The organism is Peptostreptococcus sp. D1 (assembly GCF_900112955.1).
Lineage (GTDB): Bacteria > Bacillota > Clostridia > Peptostreptococcales > Peptostreptococcaceae > Peptostreptococcus.
Map to the genome: position 1 here is coordinate 40560 of NZ_FONP01000006.1, position 20748 is coordinate 61307.

At 33.9% G+C, this 20748-nt stretch carries 17 protein-coding genes; 5 read left to right on the forward strand and 12 right to left on the reverse strand.

What is annotated here, in order from left to right:
• From rplM to truA, 6 genes are all read right to left on the reverse strand, one after another.
• Nucleotides 1–432, reverse strand: a complete 432-nt coding sequence (gene rplM, locus BM120_RS05840) for a 50S ribosomal protein L13 (RefSeq protein WP_091994047.1) — start codon at nt 430–432, stop codon at nt 1–3.
• A 177-nt stretch (nt 433–609) separates the two neighbouring features.
• Complete coding sequence (gene ade / locus BM120_RS05845; protein ID WP_091994048.1) at nt 610–2292, reverse strand: adenine deaminase; 1683 nt, start codon at nt 2290–2292, stop codon at nt 610–612.
• Nucleotides 2293–2931: 639 nt separating this feature from the next.
• Nucleotides 2932–4161 carry a DUF1015 domain-containing protein gene (locus tag BM120_RS05850; protein ID WP_091994050.1) on the reverse strand — a complete coding sequence of 410 codons (1230 nt, stop codon included), beginning with the start codon at nt 4159–4161 and terminating at the stop codon, nt 2932–2934.
• Nucleotides 4161–5099 (reverse strand): D-2-hydroxyacid dehydrogenase, encoded by a 939-nt coding sequence (locus tag BM120_RS05855; protein WP_091994051.1) that lies wholly within the window; start codon nt 5097–5099, stop codon nt 4161–4163. The genes BM120_RS05850 and BM120_RS05855 overlap by 1 nt, the downstream gene beginning before the upstream one ends.
• A 61-nt stretch (nt 5100–5160) precedes the next feature.
• Nucleotides 5161–6231, reverse strand: coding sequence for a pyridoxal-phosphate-dependent aminotransferase family protein (locus tag BM120_RS05860; RefSeq protein ID WP_091994053.1), 1071 nt, complete (start codon nt 6229–6231; stop codon nt 5161–5163).
• 315 nt (nt 6232–6546) lie between these two features.
• The gene (gene truA, locus BM120_RS05865) at nt 6547–7287 is read right to left on the reverse strand and encodes a tRNA pseudouridine(38-40) synthase TruA (protein ID WP_091994054.1); all 741 of its coding nucleotides are present in this window, start codon (nt 7285–7287) and stop codon (nt 6547–6549) included.
• 341 nt (nt 7288–7628) lie between these two features.
• Between truA and BM120_RS05870 the strand changes: the two genes are divergently transcribed.
• From BM120_RS05870 to BM120_RS05890, 5 genes are all read left to right on the forward strand, one after another.
• On the forward strand, nt 7629–9095 hold the full coding sequence (locus tag BM120_RS05870) for a shikimate kinase (RefSeq protein WP_091994056.1): 1467 nt from the start codon (nt 7629–7631) through the stop codon (nt 9093–9095).
• Between the two features lie 14 nt (nt 9096–9109).
• Complete coding sequence (locus BM120_RS05875) at nt 9110–10051, forward strand: DMT family transporter (protein WP_091994058.1); 942 nt, start codon at nt 9110–9112, stop codon at nt 10049–10051.
• 281 nt (nt 10052–10332) lie between these two features.
• The gene (gene glmS / locus BM120_RS05880; RefSeq protein ID WP_091994059.1) at nt 10333–12159 is read left to right on the forward strand and encodes a glutamine--fructose-6-phosphate transaminase (isomerizing); all 1827 of its coding nucleotides are present in this window, start codon (nt 10333–10335) and stop codon (nt 12157–12159) included.
• Nucleotides 12160–12443: 284 nt separating this feature from the next.
• On the forward strand, nt 12444–14318 hold the full coding sequence (locus BM120_RS05885; protein WP_091994061.1) for a glycine betaine ABC transporter substrate-binding protein: 1875 nt from the start codon (nt 12444–12446) through the stop codon (nt 14316–14318).
• The gene (locus tag BM120_RS05890; RefSeq protein WP_091994062.1) at nt 14318–15487 is read left to right on the forward strand and encodes a quaternary amine ABC transporter ATP-binding protein; all 1170 of its coding nucleotides are present in this window, start codon (nt 14318–14320) and stop codon (nt 15485–15487) included. The genes BM120_RS05885 and BM120_RS05890 overlap by 1 nt, the downstream gene beginning before the upstream one ends.
• A gap of 129 nt (nt 15488–15616) precedes the next feature.
• On the opposite strand, the gene manA is transcribed toward BM120_RS05890, so the two are convergent.
• The 6 genes from manA to BM120_RS05915 form a co-directional block, all read right to left on the reverse strand.
• Nucleotides 15617–16591, reverse strand: a complete 975-nt coding sequence (gene manA / locus BM120_RS05895) for a mannose-6-phosphate isomerase, class I (RefSeq protein ID WP_143076515.1) — start codon at nt 16589–16591, stop codon at nt 15617–15619.
• Between the two features lie 15 nt (nt 16592–16606).
• On the reverse strand, nt 16607–16975 hold the full coding sequence (locus tag BM120_RS10710; RefSeq protein ID WP_143076516.1) for a DUF956 family protein: 369 nt from the start codon (nt 16973–16975) through the stop codon (nt 16607–16609).
• Between the two features lie 68 nt (nt 16976–17043).
• Nucleotides 17044–17961 (reverse strand): PTS system mannose/fructose/sorbose family transporter subunit IID, encoded by a 918-nt coding sequence (locus BM120_RS05900; protein WP_091994064.1) that lies wholly within the window; start codon nt 17959–17961, stop codon nt 17044–17046.
• Between the two features lie 20 nt (nt 17962–17981).
• Nucleotides 17982–18794 (reverse strand): PTS mannose/fructose/sorbose transporter subunit IIC, encoded by an 813-nt coding sequence (locus BM120_RS05905; protein ID WP_091994065.1) that lies wholly within the window; start codon nt 18792–18794, stop codon nt 17982–17984.
• Nucleotides 18795–18809: 15 nt separating this feature from the next.
• Complete coding sequence (locus BM120_RS05910; RefSeq protein WP_091994067.1) at nt 18810–19796, reverse strand: mannose/fructose/sorbose PTS transporter subunit IIA; 987 nt, start codon at nt 19794–19796, stop codon at nt 18810–18812.
• A 284-nt stretch (nt 19797–20080) separates the two neighbouring features.
• Nucleotides 20081–20737: an HAD family hydrolase gene (locus BM120_RS05915; protein WP_091994068.1), complete on the reverse strand. Its 657-nt coding sequence runs from the start codon at nt 20735–20737 to the stop codon at nt 20081–20083.
• Nucleotides 20738–20748 lie beyond the last annotated feature (11 nt).

Here is a 20748-nt window from a genome sequence, read left to right on the forward strand (position 1 = left end):
CTACTTAACGTTTAAAACCTGTGGGTTCTGTGCTGCATGTGGATGTTCAGCGCCTCTGTAAACTCTTAGTCTAGTCATCATTCTAGCTCTTAGCTTGTTTTTTGGAAGCATTCCGCTAACTGCATGAGCAACAACCTCTTCTGGCTTCTTTTCCATCATTTCTTTGTAAGAAATTTCCTTTAATCCACCTACATAACCAGTGTGATATCTGTAGAACTTTTGAGTAAGCTTCTTTCCAGTAAGAACAACTTTATCAGCATTCAATACTATTACAAAATCTCCACCATCAACGTGTGGTGTAAATGTTGGTTTATTTTTTCCTCTTAATACTAGTGCTATTTCACTTGCCAAACGACCTAATGTCTTTCCTTCAGCATCAACTACATACCAGTCTCTCTTAACTTCAGCTGGCTTAGCTATAAAACTCTTCATAAAGACCCTCCTTAACTTTTCCATTGTCTAATCTTATAATGTCTATGTAAAGTCCGGGGCAAAAGTGGACTTATTAACGCATTCTTGTATATTTTACTATTCAAACGTGTATTTGTCAATACTTATGGCTATTATTTTAAGAATATTTTTCCATCGAATTTATATCCAAAACATCTGCTATTCCAGGTAACAATCTTCCACCACATCATAAAGTCCGTTTGTTGTTATTCTGACTTCCGGTATAACTGGTAATGCTATAAATGATAATGAAATAAACGGCTCAATTCCATCCTCTACTCCCATTTTGTGTGCTTTTTTTATCATTCTATGCAGTCTCTCATTGACCTTATCACTGCTCAAATTGCTAATCAATCCCATTATTGGTAGAGGTAGCCTTTCATATACCTCTCCATTTTCAACCAATACATATCCGCCATTCATCTCTTTAATACATTCCAGTGCAATCATCATATCTTCATCATTATCTCCAACAACAATAATGTTGTGCGAGTCATGTGAAACACTTGAAGCAACTGCTCCATTTTCTATTCCGTATCCAAATACCATTGAAGAATGATATTTTTTCGTATCATGATGCCTTTCAATTACTACAACTTTATTGCTCTTACTTTGAGTACATTCAGAAACCTTTACCTTTTTTGTCAATAATTCGTTCTTCACTAGCTGAATTCCATATGTGCTATTTTTAACCTTGAGCATAGATTTTTCAAACCAATCCACGTGAACAGTTTCAACTATTGATTTTGGAAGATTTTCAATATCCTGAATATATCCATAATCATAATCTCCTCTGATAAAGCTTCCATTATATAAAACTGAATTTATCTTTACATTCTCAAGATCATCCAAAATCACTAAATTTGCTTTTTTGCCTGGAGAAATCATGCCGATATCTTTTAAAGAATAACATTGAGCAGGGTTATACGTTGCAATTTTATATGCAGCTATTGGAGGCATTCCCAAAGAAATTGCTTTTCTAATATTAAAGGATATATGACCGTCCTTTTTGATATCTTCAATATGCTTATCATCCGTACAAAATGTAAATCTCGTCGTATCTGTATTATTTTCTATTATTCCTCTCACAATTTTTTCAAGATTTTTCGCTGCCGATCCCTCTCTAATATGAGCAAACAAACCATTTCTAACAATTGCTATAGCTTTTTCATATGTTGAACACTCATGGTCGGATGAAATATTTGCCATTGCATAAGCAGATAAATTTTTTAGCTTTAGTCCCAAAGCATGCCCATCTATTGGCATATTTTGGAAAAGCTCCAATTTATTCAACATAGATGGCTTTAGATTAATAACTGAGCTACAATCCATTACCTCACCTAATCCAAGAATCCTAGGATGATACATCAATTGCTTCATATCTTGAGCATTCATTACAAATCCGGAGTCCTCACTATCCTTTGCAGGAACACAAGAAGGCATCATTATGTATACGTCAGCACAAGAATTTTCTGTAGAATCTAGGATATATTTTATACCTATTGAGCCACTGACATTTGCAGCTTCGTGAGGGTCAGCTATAAATGTTGTCGTTCCACTCAAAGATGCATGATATACTAGTTCATTTGGATTTGTCATTGTTGATTCAAAATGAAGATGTGAATCCACAAACCCAGGAGAAACAAATTTACCAGAGCCATCAAACTCTATCTCTCCACTATATTCTCCTATTCCAACTATATATCCATCTTGAATTGCTAAATCTGATTTAATTATTTCTCCTGATTGAACCATTAAAATGTTTATATCTTTTAAAACCAACTCAGATTTTTTATTGCCCAAAGTATAATCCACCAGCTTTTTGTAATCCGTAATCTTCATAGTATACCTCCCTTGTTGTTTTTTCTAATTCTAGTTAAAAAGATTATAATAAATAATAGGTATTTTTTCAATCCTTAAGATTAACAAACTATATCAATGCATAGTTAACATCAGCAATTCTTCTATTAACAGCGGTTAAAAATGACCACAAATTGTCAATTCTCAATAGATTAACATATCGTGGTCGCTTTATTTTGTTATAATAATTGTTTTGAAGAATCCACTACTATACTACCAAATAGGAATCTCACGTATTTGCAATATTTGCGTCCTCATAACTATATTAAATGCTCTACTAAACGAATAAATCTTATCTATATAGTACGCTAAGAATAATTACCTTGAAGCAAATGTATATCCATTGAATATTTTTTCAAAATGGAGCTTAGTTTATAAACGGTTAATATATAGGCTCTAAAAGTTGGAAAATTTCATGCCTGTTGCTGTTGCAATATTAACCTTTATTTTACAAAATCTATATATTTTATAGTTAAATCTAATAACGAAATATATTGGAAATAAAAAGACATATTCATTGTAAATGAATAGCTTTTAAAAATATTTTGAATTATTATAAGAGGGGCAATTGCCCCTCATTTTAATTTATTATTCATAAATGCACAACTAAAAAGCATTGACTTACAGCATATGTAAAAATAATCCACATCTTACTTTTGGCTCAAACCATGTTGATTTAGCAGGCATTACATCATCCATATCCGCAATTTTCATCAGCTCTTCAATTGATGTTGGATACAGCGAGAAGCCTACTCTCATGCCACCATCTACTCTTTTTTGTATTTCCTCTACACCTCTAATTCCACCGATAAAGTCTATTCTATTGTCTTTTTGAGGCTGATTTATTCCCAATATTGGCTCAATCAAAAAATCATGTAATACACTAACATCCAATCTCGCTTTTGGATTGTCTAGCTTGTCAGTACTTTTGAATCTCAGCCTATACCAATCTCCATCTAAATACATCCCATAATTGTACTTGTTTGAAGGCTTATACGGTGCTTTTTCCTTAAATATTTCAAAGTTTTCTTCTATATAATTGATAAAGGCTTTGGCATCTAATCCATTAAGATCCTTGACAACTCTATTGTAATCCATTACGTATAGATTTTCCTTTGGAGCGATCATAGCCAAATAGAAGTTAAATTCCTCCGTTCCATCAAAATTTGGATTTTCCTTTCTTTTTTCTAGTGCATACTCCTGTGCTGCTTTTGATCTATGATGACCGTCAGCAATATACAGGTTTTTTACTGTTTTAAATGCGTTCTCAACCATGGCAGTTTCTTTCTCATTTAACATCCATACTGTATGTCTAATTTTATCATCAGAAATGAACTCATATTCTGGAGCTTCCTCTAGCTTCAATTCAACTATTCTATCTATCGTATCATTTTTGTCGTAGGTCAATAGAATTGTTCCAGTATTCGCCCCACAATATCTAATATGATTGATTCTATCCTGAACCTTATCAGGCTTTGTATGCTCGTGTTTTTTTATGATGCCATTTAAGCTATCATCTACAGAAACACAGCCAACTATTCCTATCTGCTCTCTTGAGCCCATAGTTTCTCTATATATATACAGATGTGGCTCCTCATCTTGAGTAAACACACCCTTTTGTATAAATTTTTCCAAGTTTTCTCTAGCTTTTTCATATACCTTTGCAGAATGTATATCCGTATCAGGGGGTAATTCAATCTCTGCTCTATCTATTCTCAAATATGAAAATTCATTATTTTCAGCTATCTTGAGAGCCTCTTCAGTATTCATCGTATCATACGGCAATTCTGCCACCTTATGAACTATTTTCCTATTTGGTCTTAAAGCTCTAAAAGGTTTTACTGCTACCATTACATCACTCCTCCGACAACATTATTTATTTGAAAGTAATCCTCTATTATTGTGACTATTTCCTTAGCTATTCTTGCTTGTGCTTCCTCTGTTGATGCCCCAATGTGTGGAGTGACAGTCACTTTTGGATTTGTAATCAGCTCTCTCAAAGGTAGTGGCTCATTTTCAAAGCAATCAAGGGCTGCTCCTGCAATATTTCCAGCGTTAATTGCCCTTAGCAAATCATTTTCCTCTACTATTCCACCTCTCGCACAATTAATAAAAAAAGCAGTATCTTTCATCATATTAAAGCAATTTTCATTAAACATATATTTCGTATCCGCTGTCAATGGAGTATGAACGGTTACATAGTCAGCATTTTTTAATAGTTCTTCAAACGTGACGAACTTAAATATATCTTCATTTTCTTCACATCTTACAATATCTGTGTATATAATGTCCATGCCAAGTTTATGTGCTTTATCTGCAAGAGCTCTGGCAATATTTCCAAATCCGACAAGTCCCAAGGTTTTTCCATTAATTTCACTACCTTTTAGATTTTTCTTATCCCAAATACCCTCTCCCAATTTCAAATTCGCTATTTTTACATTCCTTGCCAAGACCAGCATTTCGCATAACACAAGCTCTGCAACTGCATTTGCACTTGCAAAAGGAGTGTTTCTTACTACGATGCCTCTATTTCTAGCATATTCTACATCGATATTATCTAAGCCAACGCCACCTCTTATTATCAGCTTCAATTTACCAGTCTTAGTAGCCTCGTCAATAATATTTTTTCTTATTTTTGTTGCAGATCTCACTACAATAACATCTATATCTTTTATTTTTTCTTTTAATTCATCTTCATCATAAAAGCGTTGTTCAACATCATAACCCATTTCTATCAAATTATTTACTGCATTTATGTCCATTCCATCTGTTATCAATATCTTTTTCATTATAAAATCCTCCGTCTAATGTAAATTATTTAAAATACTAGAATTTCATCATATAAATTAGTTAAAACCCTAATATCTCATCAATTGTATTTAATAAATATTGAATATCCTCAATTTGATAATCTCCCATATGTGATATTCTAAATGTTTTTTCTTTTAAATCGCCATATCCATTGGCAATTTGCATTCCTTTTTCCATTAATTTTGAATTTAGCTGTGATACGTTTATATTTTGATTGTTCTCTATGACTGTTAAAGTGTTAGACAAATGATTTTGATCAGTGAAGATTTTAAAATGTTTGATAGCCCAAGCTCTTACTGTTTCTGCCATCGCTTGATGCCTTTCGAATCTGTTATCCAGACCTTCATTTAAGATATTGTCAAGTTGATAATCTAATGCGTACATGTGAGATATTGAAGGAGTTGACGGGTATTGATAATTTTTCTTTTTCAAATATTTATAGATATCCAGCAAGTCTAAATAAGTACCTCTAAATTCTACTGTCTCAGCTCTTCTAATAGCCTTTTCAGAAAAAGTACATATTGACATACCGGGTGGTAGACCTAATGCTTTTTGAGTTGATGTAATCAAGATATCTATTCCAAGCTTATCAGCCTCGATTTTTACACCACCTGCAGAGCTTACTGCATCGACACAAAATACAATGTTGTCATATTTTCTTACAACTTCGGCGATTTCCTCAACTGGATTTGTAATCCCTGTAGAAGTCTCGTTATGCTGAATTGTTATCAAATCGTATTCGCCAGTTGCTAGAATCTTGTCCACCATTTCTGGATCTATCGCTTTTCCCATATCCACTTTATACAAATCAGCCTTGACATTATTAGTCACTGCCATTTTATACCATCTGTCACCAAATGCGCCACAGGAGAACACAGCTGCTTTCTTGGATGTGCAGGATCTTATTGCACCTTCCATCAAGCCAGATCCTGAGGATGTGGATAGAAGTATTTCGCTTTCCGTATAGAATAATTTCTGTAACTTTTTGCTAATTGATTCTTGAAGAATACTAGCATCTTTGCTTCTGTGACCTATCATCGGTGTCGCCATCTTTTGAAGTACATCATCTCTAACATCGATAGGTCCAGGAATAAACAACTTCCTAGTCATTGTTTCGCCTCCTTTTTTCGATAAATTATTTACATGATACATCAATAAAAAAATAATGTCAATAGTTTTTTATATGTTTTTTTATAAAAAAATCGACATCATTTTGCAAAAATATTTTCAAATAAAACTAAACTCATTCAAAAATAAAATATTTTATATTCAATTTTCGTTAGTATTATTAGCACTACACATAAATGTTATTAATACTTATTAGCACTACACAATAAAGGTTAATACTCAATATAAATATTATTAGTACTCGATATAAAAAATATTAATACTATATAAAAAATATTATTAATCTATAAAATATTGTTAATACTCCACATATTTTAAAAATAGCCCCTGTGGTGGTGCCGTATGACCAGCCCTTCCCCTATCTTTGGACGCTATTATTTGCTTCATACTCTCAGATATTTTGCCTCTACCTATATCAACCATTGTTCCTGCAATAATTCTAACCATATTATATAAAAAACCACTTCCACTTACTTCAATAATCAGCAGCTCATCTTGCTCAAAAACTCTAGCATCAAATATTTCTCTAACGGTATTTTTTATTGACGAACCTGAACTCATAAACCCACAAAAATCATGCTTTCCGATTAGAAATTTAACTTCTCTTTTCATCTTTTCAATATCGAGGTCATATTTTACCTGATACGATACATCCTTCAAAAAAGGATTTCTAATTTTTGATCTATATATTTGATATCTATATGTTTTTCTTTTTGCAGTATGTCTGGAATGGAAATCTGTATCCACCTCTTCAGCACTTAGCACTGATATATCCTTGGGCAGTCTATTATTCAATATATCAGTAAATTTTTCAGTCGGAATTGTCGTATCAAGCTTAAAGTTTGCCACCTGACCCAATGCGTGAACTCCTGCATCAGTTCTGCCAGATCCAATTACTTCGATATCCTTCAAATTGAATGCAGCTTTACAAGCAAATTCCAATTCACCTTGAATCCCCAAACTATACTTTTGCTTCTGCCAACCATTAAAATTTTTACCATTATATGCCACTGTTATTTTGATATTTTTTTCACTCATATATTCTATCCATTTCCTAATTTCATTCTATTATCTTTTTATTTTATTCTAATCGTATAAGCTTTTATTTGCTTCTTTTTTTATTCTCGTTGTATAAGTAATTATATATCATTTAAGATTATTTTTTTAGTATATTTTAAAAAATACTGTATATTTAACATAAATTTTTGTATCTGAATATACTCTAACAATGATATAATAATATTTATAAATAAACTAAAAATATATTGAATACAATCGTAGTAATATGAAACATATATAAATACAATTGTAACAATGCGAAATGTATATAAAATACAATCATAGAAACACAAAATAATATTTTCACGAGAGGCAAAGATATGAAAAAAAATATGTTGTTTGGGAGTACCCTTTCTCATTCACTGTCACCAGAAATTCATGAATATATCTACAATATTATCGGTTACGATTCGACTTATGAATTAGCTGAGTTTAAAGAAAATGAGCTTCAAAAATATATTGAAAAATTGTCAAAATTTGATATCAACGCAAACGTTACAATCCCTTACAAGGAAAAGGTCTTGCCCTATCTAGATTTTTTGGATGAAACAGCCCAAATAATTGGATCAGTAAATACCATCAAGTCTGAAAATGGAAGGCTATTTGGATATAACACGGACTACTATGGACTTTCTGAAACACTGAAACATTACAATATTTCTGGCAAAGCCTTTTTGATTTTGGGATATGGTGGAGCTGCCAAAGCTGTCATACAATATCTCATAGACAATAATGCCGAGAAAGTATTTGTAGCAACAAGAAAAAAAGAATTGCATAGGAAATTGATTGATAATGAACAAACAAAATTATGTGAAAATATACAAGCAAAATCATACGAGAGTACACAAATAAAATCATACATTGACAAACAAATAAAGTCATATGAAAATGCGCAAATAAAATCGTGTGGTATCAGTGAAAAAATAGAATTCATTTCCTATTCTGACATAGCTAATATAAGCGGTTTTGGTATTATAAACACAACTCCAATAGGAATGCACCCAAATATCCGTAGCTGTCCCGTATCACCATGTGTTTTCAAAAATTTTAAATTTGCTCTCGACTTGATATATATGCCTATGCGAACATCTTTTTTAATATCCGCAGAGAATGCTGGATTGACTGGAATTAATGGTTTGAAGATGTTAGTTTATCAAGCCATCAAAGCTATAGAAATTTGGACTGGAATTGAAATGAGCATCTCACAAAAAAGTGATATTTTTACTCATTTTGATTCGAAATTTTCCGTAATTTCAAAAATAAAAGGAGATTTAGATTTAACCAAGAATCCTATATTCATTATAGGGCTTCCAGGCTCTGGAAAAACTACATTAGGCAAATCGCTATCAAAAAAACTAGACTTTGATTTTATTGATTTGGACGACTATATCGAATCGAAAACAAATATGAGGATATCTGAAATATTTTTGCTCGGTGAGTCTAAATTTAGGAAAATTGAAAAAGTGTCACTACGAGAGGTTTCAACTGCAGAAAGCACTGTCATTTCCACTGGTGGCGGCGTAGTTGTCACACCTGAAAATAGAGAGCTTTTATCAAAGAAGCCAAACGTAATATATATCGATAGGTCTTGTGAGGACATATTGTCGGATGTAAATTTGCAGAACAGACCTTTATTAAAAGACAACCCAAATAGAATTTATAAAATTTATAAAGAAAGGAAGGGCTACTATTCTTCGCTTTGCGACTATAAAATAATAAATGATGGTTCTATAAACGATTTGGTAGAAAATACCTTGAAAGCGTTGGTTAGTAAAGAGGAAAATTAGTAGGCTAAAAATATATGAATAATATCAATAAGAAAAAAGGAATTTTAATGATGATTTTTGCCACTTTATTTTGGGGCATTATGGGAATTTCAAGTAGATTTTTAAACCAAATATCCTATACGTCAATGGAAATAGCATTTATCAGAACATTTACCTCTGCCATACTTACAGCTTTTTTCGTCATGGCAACAGATAAGAGCAGCTTCAAGATAAATTTTAAAGGTTTATTGTTTTGCTCTTTCTATGGACTGCTGACATTCTCATTTGGAATTTCTCTATACAGTATATCGGTATCTAGAATTCCAATTTCCGTAGCTACAATACTAATGTTTTCAAATCCAATTTGGGTAACATTTTTTAATTATGTATTTTTTAAAGAAAGGATTTCAGCCAAAGCTACGGTGATAATTGGATTTTGTATTTTTGGCTGTATGTGCATTATAGATATTTTTTCAACAGGTGGAAATAATCTAGATATGATCGGAATAATCACTGGAGTTGGAAACGGAATGACCTTTGCACTTCAGATTGTATTACCAAAGCTTGTTGAAAACAAGATATCTAAATCATCAATCTTGCTTTATGGTTTCTGGAGTGCATCGATTTGTCTGTTATTTTTTATAGATCCAGCAAAGATGATATCGAAGGTTACAATGTCACCTAATATGCTTTTTTACTTGGCAAATATATTATCTATTGGAGCTCTCTCTACATTTGTAGCGAATACCCTTTATGTAAAATCTACACAATATATAGGTACTGCACTTCCAAGCATGATGGTTGCATTAGAGCCCGTTTTTGCAAGTATAATAGCATTTTTTGTATTTGGTGAAAATATGAAGCCAATACAATTTATTGGAGCCTTCATTGTTATATTGTCCGTATTTGCTATGGAATTGGACATCAAACAATTGGCGTCACACCTTACTAGAACTACCTCGTATACCAAAAAGTAAGTATAAATTAAGTTTTATTTGTAAAATATTAAGTGGACAAGTCTATTTATAATTATTTTCTAAAAAAAGAAAATAATCTAAAGGTAATATTATATTACCTAGCGCCATACTGGTCGATACCAGTTAACGAGGACGAAGTTTTCGAATTTTAGGCGGGTGCTTCGCGGTGTTCTACCATCGTCAGGATTTCAACAAAACCCAGAGTGATCTAGGCACAAAGTGAAATTCACGTAGCAGACTTGTTCCAAAGGAATATATTAAAAATTTTGGAGGAACAAAATATGTGTGGAATCGTTGGTTATTTAGGAAAAAGAAATTCATCTGACGTTATCGTGGATGGATTGGCTAAATTGGAGTACAGAGGCTATGACTCTGCTGGTATTGCAATCAATACTGGAAATAATCTAGAAATAAGAAAGTTCAAGGGAAGACTTGCTGTTTTGGCTGACAATCTTGAAAAAGACAATATAATCGGTAATGTAGGTATAGGTCATACTAGATGGGCAACTCATGGTGAACCATCAGATGCGAATGCACATCCTCATTTCAACAAGGATATGACACTAGCAGTCGTTCATAACGGTATTATCGAAAACTACCTACAGCTAAGAGAGCAATTAGAAGCTGAAGGTGTTGTTTTCAAATCAAAAACTGACACAGAGGTGGTAGTTCATCTTTTAGACAAATATTACGAAGGAAACCTATTGGATGCTGTTTTTAAAGCTATTTCCGATTTAAGAGGAGCTTATGCACTTTGTATAGTTTCGGCAGACCACGACAATGAATTGGTAGCTGTAAGAAAGGATAGTCCTCTTATAGCTGGATTAGGAGAAGATGAAGCATTTATTGCATCAGATATTCCTGCCCTATTAAAATATACAAGAGACGTATACTATCTTGATAATGGAGAAATCGTCCATGTAAAGGATAACAAGGTCAAAATCTACGACTCTGAAAGAAATGAAGTGGATAAACCACTAATTCATGTTACATGGGACATAGAATCAGCTGAAAAGGGCGGTTATGATTGCTTTATGGAAAAGGAAATATTTGAACAGCCTGATGGAATTAAATACACACTGGAAAGAAGACTTGACGAGTCTGGAAAAATAGTTTTAGATGATATTCATATAAACAAATCATACCTTGACTACATTGATAGGATTTATATAATAGCTTGTGGTACTGCATACAATGCAGGAATTTTGGGAAAAACTGCGATGCAAAAATGGATGGGAATACCTGTAATCACTGATATAGCATCAGAATTTAGATATAACCAAAACTTTGTAGACGAAAAAACCTTGGTTATTTTGGTAAGTCAGTCTGGTGAGACTGCTGACACACTTGCAGTTTTAAGAGATTCCAAAAAGAAAGGTGCGAGAGTTCTTGCTGTTACAAATGTGGTAGGATCATCTATTGCCAGAGAAGCAGATGATGTATTCTACACTTGGGCTGGTCCAGAAATCGCTGTAGCATCAACAAAGGCATATACTACTCAAATAGTTGCACTATATATGATAGCCTTAAACTTTGCTCTTGAAATGGAAAAGATTTCTGAAGCAGAATACTTCTATATTATTGGTAAAATGAAAGAGATACCATCAAAAATCCAAGAGGTGTTAGATAACAGAGCTTATATCGACGCAATAGCAGATGAAATAGTAGGAGCTGAACATGCCTTCTTCTTGGGAAGAGGAGTTGACTATGCTCTTGCAATGGAAGGCTCTTTAAAGCTGAAGGAAATATCTTATATTCATGCAGAAGCATTTGCTGCCGGTGAATTAAAGCATGGTACGATTGCCCTAGTTGAAGATGGAACGCCGATTATTTCGATAGCAACTCAGCAGAATCTTTTTGAAAAAATGGTTTCTAATATGGAAGAGGTTAGGGCAAGAGGCGCATATGTAGTTGCGATTTCTCAGAGACATAACAAAGAGGTTGAAAAAGTATCCAACAGAGTTATCTACATACCAGATAGTGAAGATATACTTTCTCCTATCATTGCTGTTATACCTATGCAGCTCTTGGCGTTGGCAGCCTCGTCAAAAAGAGGACTGGATGTGGATAAGCCTAGAAACCTTGCAAAATCAGTAACTGTTGAATAAATTTACAGCACAAAACAAAAGTTAAACTAAAAATCGATATTAGCTTTCGAAACAAAAAATATTAAAAATCAAAAAAGTAAAAAAATTTATTATAGATATTTTAATTAACTTTTTTAGGTAGTATAGGGGTTTTATTGCTCTAAAGTTATTTATTATTAGTTAGCTATCTAATAATTATAAACTCTGTGCAATTTGACCCTCTTTTTTTTATATTGTATAATATTATAAATTGTTTTCAATTATTTTTATCGATACAATTTAATATTTTTGGAGGAGGTTCCATTATGAGAAAAGCAATAAGAATTTTTTTTACACTGATAGTCGTCAGCAGCTTTCTTTTACTACCGAATATTTTTTCAAGAACATTTGCCGAGGAAAAGGAAATTATTTTTGCAGATTCAGGTTGGGATAGTATAAAGCTGCATAATGCTATTGCAGGATATATATTATCTGAGCTATATGGCTATTCGTGGAAAGAAATACCGGGTTCATCTACAATAATGCACGAATCTCTGAAATCTGGTGAGATTGATGTAATAATGGAGGCATGGACTGACAATATTTCCAATTACAAATCTGATAAAAAAAATGGTAAATTCAAAGAACTTGGAACAAATTATGCAGACAATCATCAAGGACTATATGTTCCAAGATATGTTATTGAAGGAGATAAAGATAAGGGTATTAAACCACTGGCTCCAGAACTAGAATATGTATGGGATCTGGAAAAGTATTCAAATATTTTCAAGGATCCTGAGGATTCATCAAAGGGTCGGATTTATGGTGCCATTCCTGGCTGGGATGTAGACACCATTCTATACAACAAATACAAATACTATAAGCTTGATAAGATGTATAATTATTTTAGACCAGGTTCGGACTCAGCTCTATCGGCGGCATTGACATCTGCCTATGACAAAGGTGAGCCGATTGTGGCATATTACTGGGAGCCCACTTGGTTAATGGGTAAATATGATTTTGTATTGCTAAAGGACAAAGACTATTCAGAATCTGGATATAGAAATGGCGAAACAGCTCTCCCTTCAGTAAACGTAACGGTCGCAGTTAGCAACAAATTCTATAATAATAACAAGGATGCTGTCAGTTTTTTAAGCAAGTATCAAACATCGAGCGAGCTTACAAGTGAAGCATTGGCTCATATGCAAGATACAAAGGAAAATTACGAAAATACTGCAAAATGGTTTCTAAAAAAGCATCCTGAATTGTTGACAAAATGGCTTAGCAAAGATAATGCAGAAAAGATAAAAGCATCACTTGGTGAATCTAATAACAATAATTTGACATCACTATTGTATGATTTTCCAATTAAAATAAATTTTGATATTAACAGCATTGACAACTCAGTCAGAAGCTTCAGTGTCAAACATAAAGGATTTTTGGATAGTATTCGAATATTTTTACTAGGCTTTGTTACCCTTATTCAAAAAATATTAGATATAATACCATGGCCAGTATTTTTGGCTTCGGTATATTATGCGTCTTTCAAGGCTTCAAGAAAGCATAGAAAAGCCCTAATATATGTGCTATTTCTATCTCTGATAGGCATTTTTGGATTATGGTCTCATATGAATGAAACCTTATCTATTGTCATAGCCTCAGTAGTAATCTCTCTATTGCTTGGTTTTCCTATAGGTATATTGGTCTCTATCAGTGAAAAGCTAAACAAAGTAATGAGGCCAATTTTAGACACTATGCAAACAATGCCTGTATTTGTTTATTTAATACCAGCTCTACTATTCTTCGGTTTAGGTAAGGCTCCTGCAGTTATTTCAACAACTATTTATGCCATAGTACCTATAATAAGAATGACTTCTCTTGGAATCAGACAAATAAATAAGGAGGTTATCGAGGCTTCTCAATCATTTGGTTCCACAAAGCTCCAATCTCTAGTAAAGGTTGAAATTCCACAAGCATTACCTACGATTATGACTGGTATCAATCAGACAATCATGATGGCCATGTCAATGGTTGTTACGACATCTATGATAGGTGCCACTGGTCTTGGAATGGATGTTTTAATTAGTGTAAATAGAGTTGAAATAGGTAAGGGAATTATCTCAGGTTCAGCAGTTGTAATAATTGCTATTATCCTAGATAGATTAACACAGGGTCTAGTTGGAGATGAGGTGAAGAAATAATGGGAAAAATATTAGAGGTAAGAGACTTATATAAGCTTTATGGTGGAGAAAAAAAGCAAGCTGTAAAGCTTGGAAAAGAAGGTAAAGACAAAACCGAAATATTTAAAGAAACAGGAGTTACAACAGCTTTATGGAACATAAATCTTGATATTAATGAAGGCGAAATCTTTGTAATTATCGGACTCTCCGGTTGTGGTAAATCTACACTAATCAGATGCTTCAACCTATTAAATAGACCTACCTATGGTTCGATAACATTCAAAGGCAAAAACATAAATAAAATGAGCAAAAAAGAAGAGTACGAATATAAGAGAAACCATATTGCTATGGTATTTCAAAATTTCGGATTACTCAGCCATAGAAATGTAATTGGCAATGTTGAGTATGGATTGGAAATAAAAGGTGAGAATAAAGAAGAAAGAAGAAAAAAGGCACTTGAAATGATCCATCTCGTAGGACTAGATGGCTTGGAAAATACTCCGATAAATAACCTATCTGGTGGTATGAAACAAAGAGTTGGTATTGCCAGAGCACTAGCAAACAGTCCTGATATATTGTTGATGGATGAACCATTCTCAGCTCTAGATCCATTAGTGAGGAAAGATTTGCAGTTCCAATTGCTTAGAATAAAGAAAAAAGTCAATAATACAATAATATTCATTACCCATGATATAAACGAGGCTTTTAAAATTGGAGATCGAGTTGCTATAATGAAAGACGGAAAAATCATTCAAATTGCAACTCCAGAAGAAATGACCACTTCTCCAGCAAACGAATATGTACAAAACTTTATTGAAAATGCTGATAGAAAAAAAGTCATCAGTGTAAAAAACATCATGATATCTCCGAGCTCGTTGATAAAGATAAAGGATAGTCCTTCATTTGCAATTTCTGTCATGAGAATCAATAGTATATCTTCGGCTTATGTTGTTTCGGAAGATATGGAATATATTGGCGTGATTACTATTGAAGAAGCCATAAAAGCAAAGAATCAAAATTTAAAGATTGCTGACATCGTGAATGGAAACGTGGATAAAATATCCCCAGATACAAGAATTAGTGATATTATTGAGCTATCAGCAAATGCCAAATATCCAATCGGTGTAGTTGACGATGACAATACACTTGTGGGTATCGTGACAAAAGCAGACGTGTTATCAGCGGTATAATGCTTTTGTAAATAAATAACAATATACAAGAGGCTCGTATTAATAATGCTTAAGCATTATTAATACGAGCCTTTATAATAACATTATCTTATTGAACGAGTATATGTATAATTTATGAAATAAGTATTTTTATTTATGAGTAGAAATAATGCACATATTTCCAACTATTTCGAAGTTTTTTTCACCTGCTGGCACGATAAATGAGTCAGCTAAGTTGACTTTATACTCATGACCATTCAATATTATCTTTCCATCGCCCTTAATAACATTCATCAGATAATAGCCATCTTCAAGAGATACTTTCAATCTATCCCTACAATCGTATTTTGAAACTGAAAAAAATTCTGTCTCTAAGAAATCAGTAATAGTATTTTCGCCGATTTCTTTTACAGCATATTCTAGCTGTGGAGCATCCCCTGGTATATTAGAAACCTCTATAGATTTCTCTATATGTAGCTCTCTCCTATTTCCATAGTCATCAATTCTATCATAATCGTACACTCTGTACGTAGTATCTGAGCTTTGCTGGGTTTCAAGTATCACAATTCCCTTACCAATTGCGTGCACAGTTCCATGAGGCACGTAAAAAAAATCACCCTCTTTTACCTTGACACGCTTCAGTAAATCATCCCATTTTCCACTTTCAATCATCTGAGTAAGCTCTAATCTTGTTTTGGCATTATGACCATATACTATCTCCGCTCCTTCATCTGCAGAAACGATATACCAACATTCTGTCTTACCCAATTCGTCTCGCCCCTCATGTTTAGACGCAAAATCATCATCGGGGTGAACCTGGACCGATAGATTATCGGAGGCATCGATTAATTTTATCAACAGAGGAAACTTTTTGTCTACAGATAAACTGTCATTCACACCAATTTTTGAGTTGAATATTTCTGGATTATTTACGAAAATTTCATCCAAGCCTTTCCCCTTCAACCATTCTGGGTAAATTACCTCAGTTATTCCATTTTCGTGAGCACTTATCAACCATGCCTCTCCAGCATGATCGCTTTCAGTTTTCATCGACAATTCCTCACGCAGCTTTCTGCCACCCCAAATCTTATCCTTCAAGACAGGCTTTAAAAAAATTAATTCCATTACTCTACCTTTCTCTTATTTTCCAAAAAGGCTCTTTATTCCTCTTTCCATTATTTGAATAACAGATTTAGATCTCAATATATTATCCGCACTTACATACTTACTTACAGTCCTTAGCAGCAGCTTGTTATCCTTCGCCGAAAATGAATATTTTCCATTGTGTTTTGTAAAAATAACAAACCTGTTAATATGCTTTCCAAAAATAACTGATGCTGATATATATTCTATTTCATTCCAAGGAATTTGAATATTATCCTCTACATTTCTGTCATTATAGTATTCAAAGGATTTATCGCCTATCATTATTTTCCCATAATTTGTCAACCCCATATAGGAAGCTGCTTTCATAGTTAGATCAACTCTAGTATTCAACGACTGTGCCATAATTTTTCCCTCTAGCTTATATTTCCTATAGATAAAAGCTCGGAAAAAAACCGAGCCTATCTTCTTTATTACATTATTCCCAATACACGTGAAACTATTCCAACACCAAATAAAGCTAGTATTATTACAATAGGAGATACCTTCTTCTTCAATAACCAGCAGCAGAACAAAGTCAATAAAACTGCCGCAAATCCAGGAATCAATGAATCCAAGTTTTGTTGTAGCGTAGTAACCTTATCAGGGCTTAAACCAGTCGAACCTAGAGAACTATACTGTTCTAGAGCAGCTTTGATACCTTCTGTACCGGCTGGAAGGTTTGCCCAGTCAATATAAGCTCCTTCCGACTGTTTTACAGTTGAAACTACTGATGTGAAACTGATACTTACCCATCTTTGGACAAGAGCACCTATAATAAACATACCTAGAATTGATGCACCCTGAGTTATTTTACCTAGCAAACCACCTGACAAGTCCTTTGTGATTGTAGTACCAACCTTATAACCGAATTCCTGAGTGTACCACATAAATCCAAAACGCATGATATTCCATACAAAGAAAAATAAAAGCGGACCTGTAATACTACCACCTAATGCAAGTGATGCTCCTAATGCGCCAAGTATCGGACGAGCAGTGAACCAGAACACTGGATCCCCTACACCTGCCAAAGGTCCCATCATTCCTACTTTAACTCCCTGGATAGCAGCATCTTCTACTGGAACACCATTCGCTTTTTCTTCTTCAAGTGCTAGTGTTACCCCCATAACTGGTGAAGATACATATGGATGAGTATTATAGAATTCAAGATGACGCTGTAAAGCTGCCACTTGATCATCCTTATTTGGATAAAGCTTCTTTATGGCTGGTATTATTGAAAACGCCCAACCACCATTTTGCATACGTTCATAGTTCCAAGATCCTTGAAGATACTGGTGACGTAATGCAACTGAAAAACGTTCCTTTTTTGATAACTGAATTTTCTTTTCCATATTCACTTCCTCCTTCAAGTCTAATAATCGTTTAATATATCACCAAGTGGGTCACCCGAACCTGATCCTCCACCTGAAGAGCTAACTGAATCTTTTAATCCAAGGTAAATCAATGCTATACTTACACCTATCGCTCCAAGAGCTATTAATGTCAACTGGTTGATAGCTGCCAAAGCAAAGCCTAGTACAAAGAATGGCCACACTTCTTTTGTTGCCATCATATTTATAACCATTGCATAACCAACGGCGGCAATCATTCCACCACCTACAGCCATACCACCTGATAACCATTCTGGCATCTGCTTTAAAGCATTTGTTACTACTTCTGATGGAACAACACAAAGTGCAATTGCAGGTATAGCTATTCTTAAACCTTGCATACAAATTGCAGCGATATGCCACATTTCAATTCCTCTTATATTCCCTTTTTTGGCACTAGCATCCATAAAATGAACTATAGGAATTGACAAAGTACGACAAATCATTGTCAAGAAAAGACCTGCTACTGATAGTGGAACTGCAAGAGCTATTGATGTATTAATAACATTTTGAACATTTACATCTCCACCTTGCAACCCTAATACCATAATGATAGCTGATGCTACAGAAGCAAGAGCCGCATCTGGTGCAACTGCCGCACCAACATTTGCCCAACCAAGAGCAATCATCTGAAGTGATCCACCAAGGATAATTCCTTCTCTAAGATGTCCACTCACCAATCCAATTAATGTACAAGCCACTAGTGGTTGATGGAATTGGAACTCATCCAATACACCTTCAATACCAGCTAGAAAGGCAACTAAAACGATTAATACTATCGTAATTCCAGACATAATTACACCCTCCTATTATTTAGATAACTCATTTTTCGCTTTTTTTAATATATGCTCGATGCTTTCAGGTGAGTCTGAAGGCACCTTACGAACATCTATTTCCACACCTAATGAAATCAATTTTTCAATTGTCTTAACGTCTTCCATATCCATTGCAACAGATCTAGTTATTGCAACCTTTCCAGTAGCATGTGCTATTGAGCCCAGGTTCAATGTTTTGATGCTTACTCCACCTTCAATTGCCCTTAATGCATCCTGTGGATTTTCGAACAACAGCAATGCCTTCGTATTACCAAAACGAGGATCCTTATCAACCGCTATCATCTTGTCAATCGGAACGACATTTGCTTTAACACCTGGAGGTGCAGCCTGTTCAATCATGCTCTTTCTTAAATCATCCTTTGCAACAGCATCTGAAACAGCTATAATTCTATTTGGTCCAACTGATTTTGTCCATGCTGTGGCAACCTGTCCATGCAATAAACGAGTATCAATACGAGCCAATACATATTTAATCTTTCCATCTCCAATAACAGTTCCTTCTGGAATGGATCCCTGTGGTGCTACAGGTACGCTATTTTCTGCTTCTTCAACCTTCGGCTCTAACGAATCCGGTTTCACCCTTACACCATCTCTGCCAGCACCTAAAATATAACTCGCAATTTCGTGTGCTGTTCCCATCGAAAAACGAGCTCCATAAGCCTCGATCAACATAGGTAAATTCATACCTGAAACGATCGCCCACTTATCTTCCTTTCCTTCAAGAAGTGCACTTGCTTGATTAAAAGGTGTTCCTGACCATAAGTCAGTTAAAAATAACACTTCATCTTGATTCTCAAATGAAGCGATGGCTTCTTGCATTTTGACCTTGATATCCTCAGGACCTTCACTTGGCAACAAAGTGCAAGTCTTTACATTTTCCTGTTCTCCAAAAATCATTTTTGAAGTTTGATACAGTCCCTCTGCAAATTCACCATGACTAGCAATAATAATTCCTACCATAATCAACTACCCTTTCTAGAAAATTACTAAAAAACTGATAAAAATATATAAAAACAAATTCCACTTTAAAAATTAAACTTTTAAAAAATTACAGAAAAAATTTTAATTAATATTTTATCAATTTTACACATGCCTTGATACCTATAAAAATTTTTTCATAAGAATTACACTTGGCAAACACACTGTAATAAACATTTTCCCAAATATGTTTTAAAATGAAAAGGATAAATTTTTATATTTGTATCATAATTATTATATTACAACCTTGAAATTAAGTCAACAGGCTATTTTTTCTTTAAGAATAAAATTACATCATCCAAATTTTGTCCCACAAGCTCCACCATCGACAGAACAATCTCATTTGGTTGAATCATATCCGGAATCATTATCGATTTCATTCCTGCTCTATTGGCACCGATTACACCATTTATGGAATCTTCAAGAACCAGACAGTTTTTAGACTCAATATTCAGCTTTTTCGCCGCCAACAAAAATACATCTGGATTAGGCTTCCCTAATTCAACCTCTTCACCGCTCGCAATGGCATCAAAAAAATGCTCCATCTCATGCTTTTCCAAATTGTTATAAATATCTGAAATTCTTCCAGATGATGCCAAACCAATCTTATAGCCATTATCCTTCAAAAATAGTAATATTTCATCAACAAAGGGTTTTTTCTTCGGTCCTACAGTCTTCAATATATTTTCAACGTATTTTATTTGTTCGTCAACCAAGAGCCCTCCATCGATGCTAGGATTGTCCTTATAATATTCCGCATAAAATTCGCGTGCATCTTCCGTCGTTTTTCCAATAACATGATATGTTTCTTCAATTGACATATCAATTCCACATTTTGATGCAAAATGCATTAAGCCTTCGCTATACAATAACTCGGTATCAAAAAGTAATCCGTCCATATCAAATATAACTGCCTTTATCATATTTACCACCT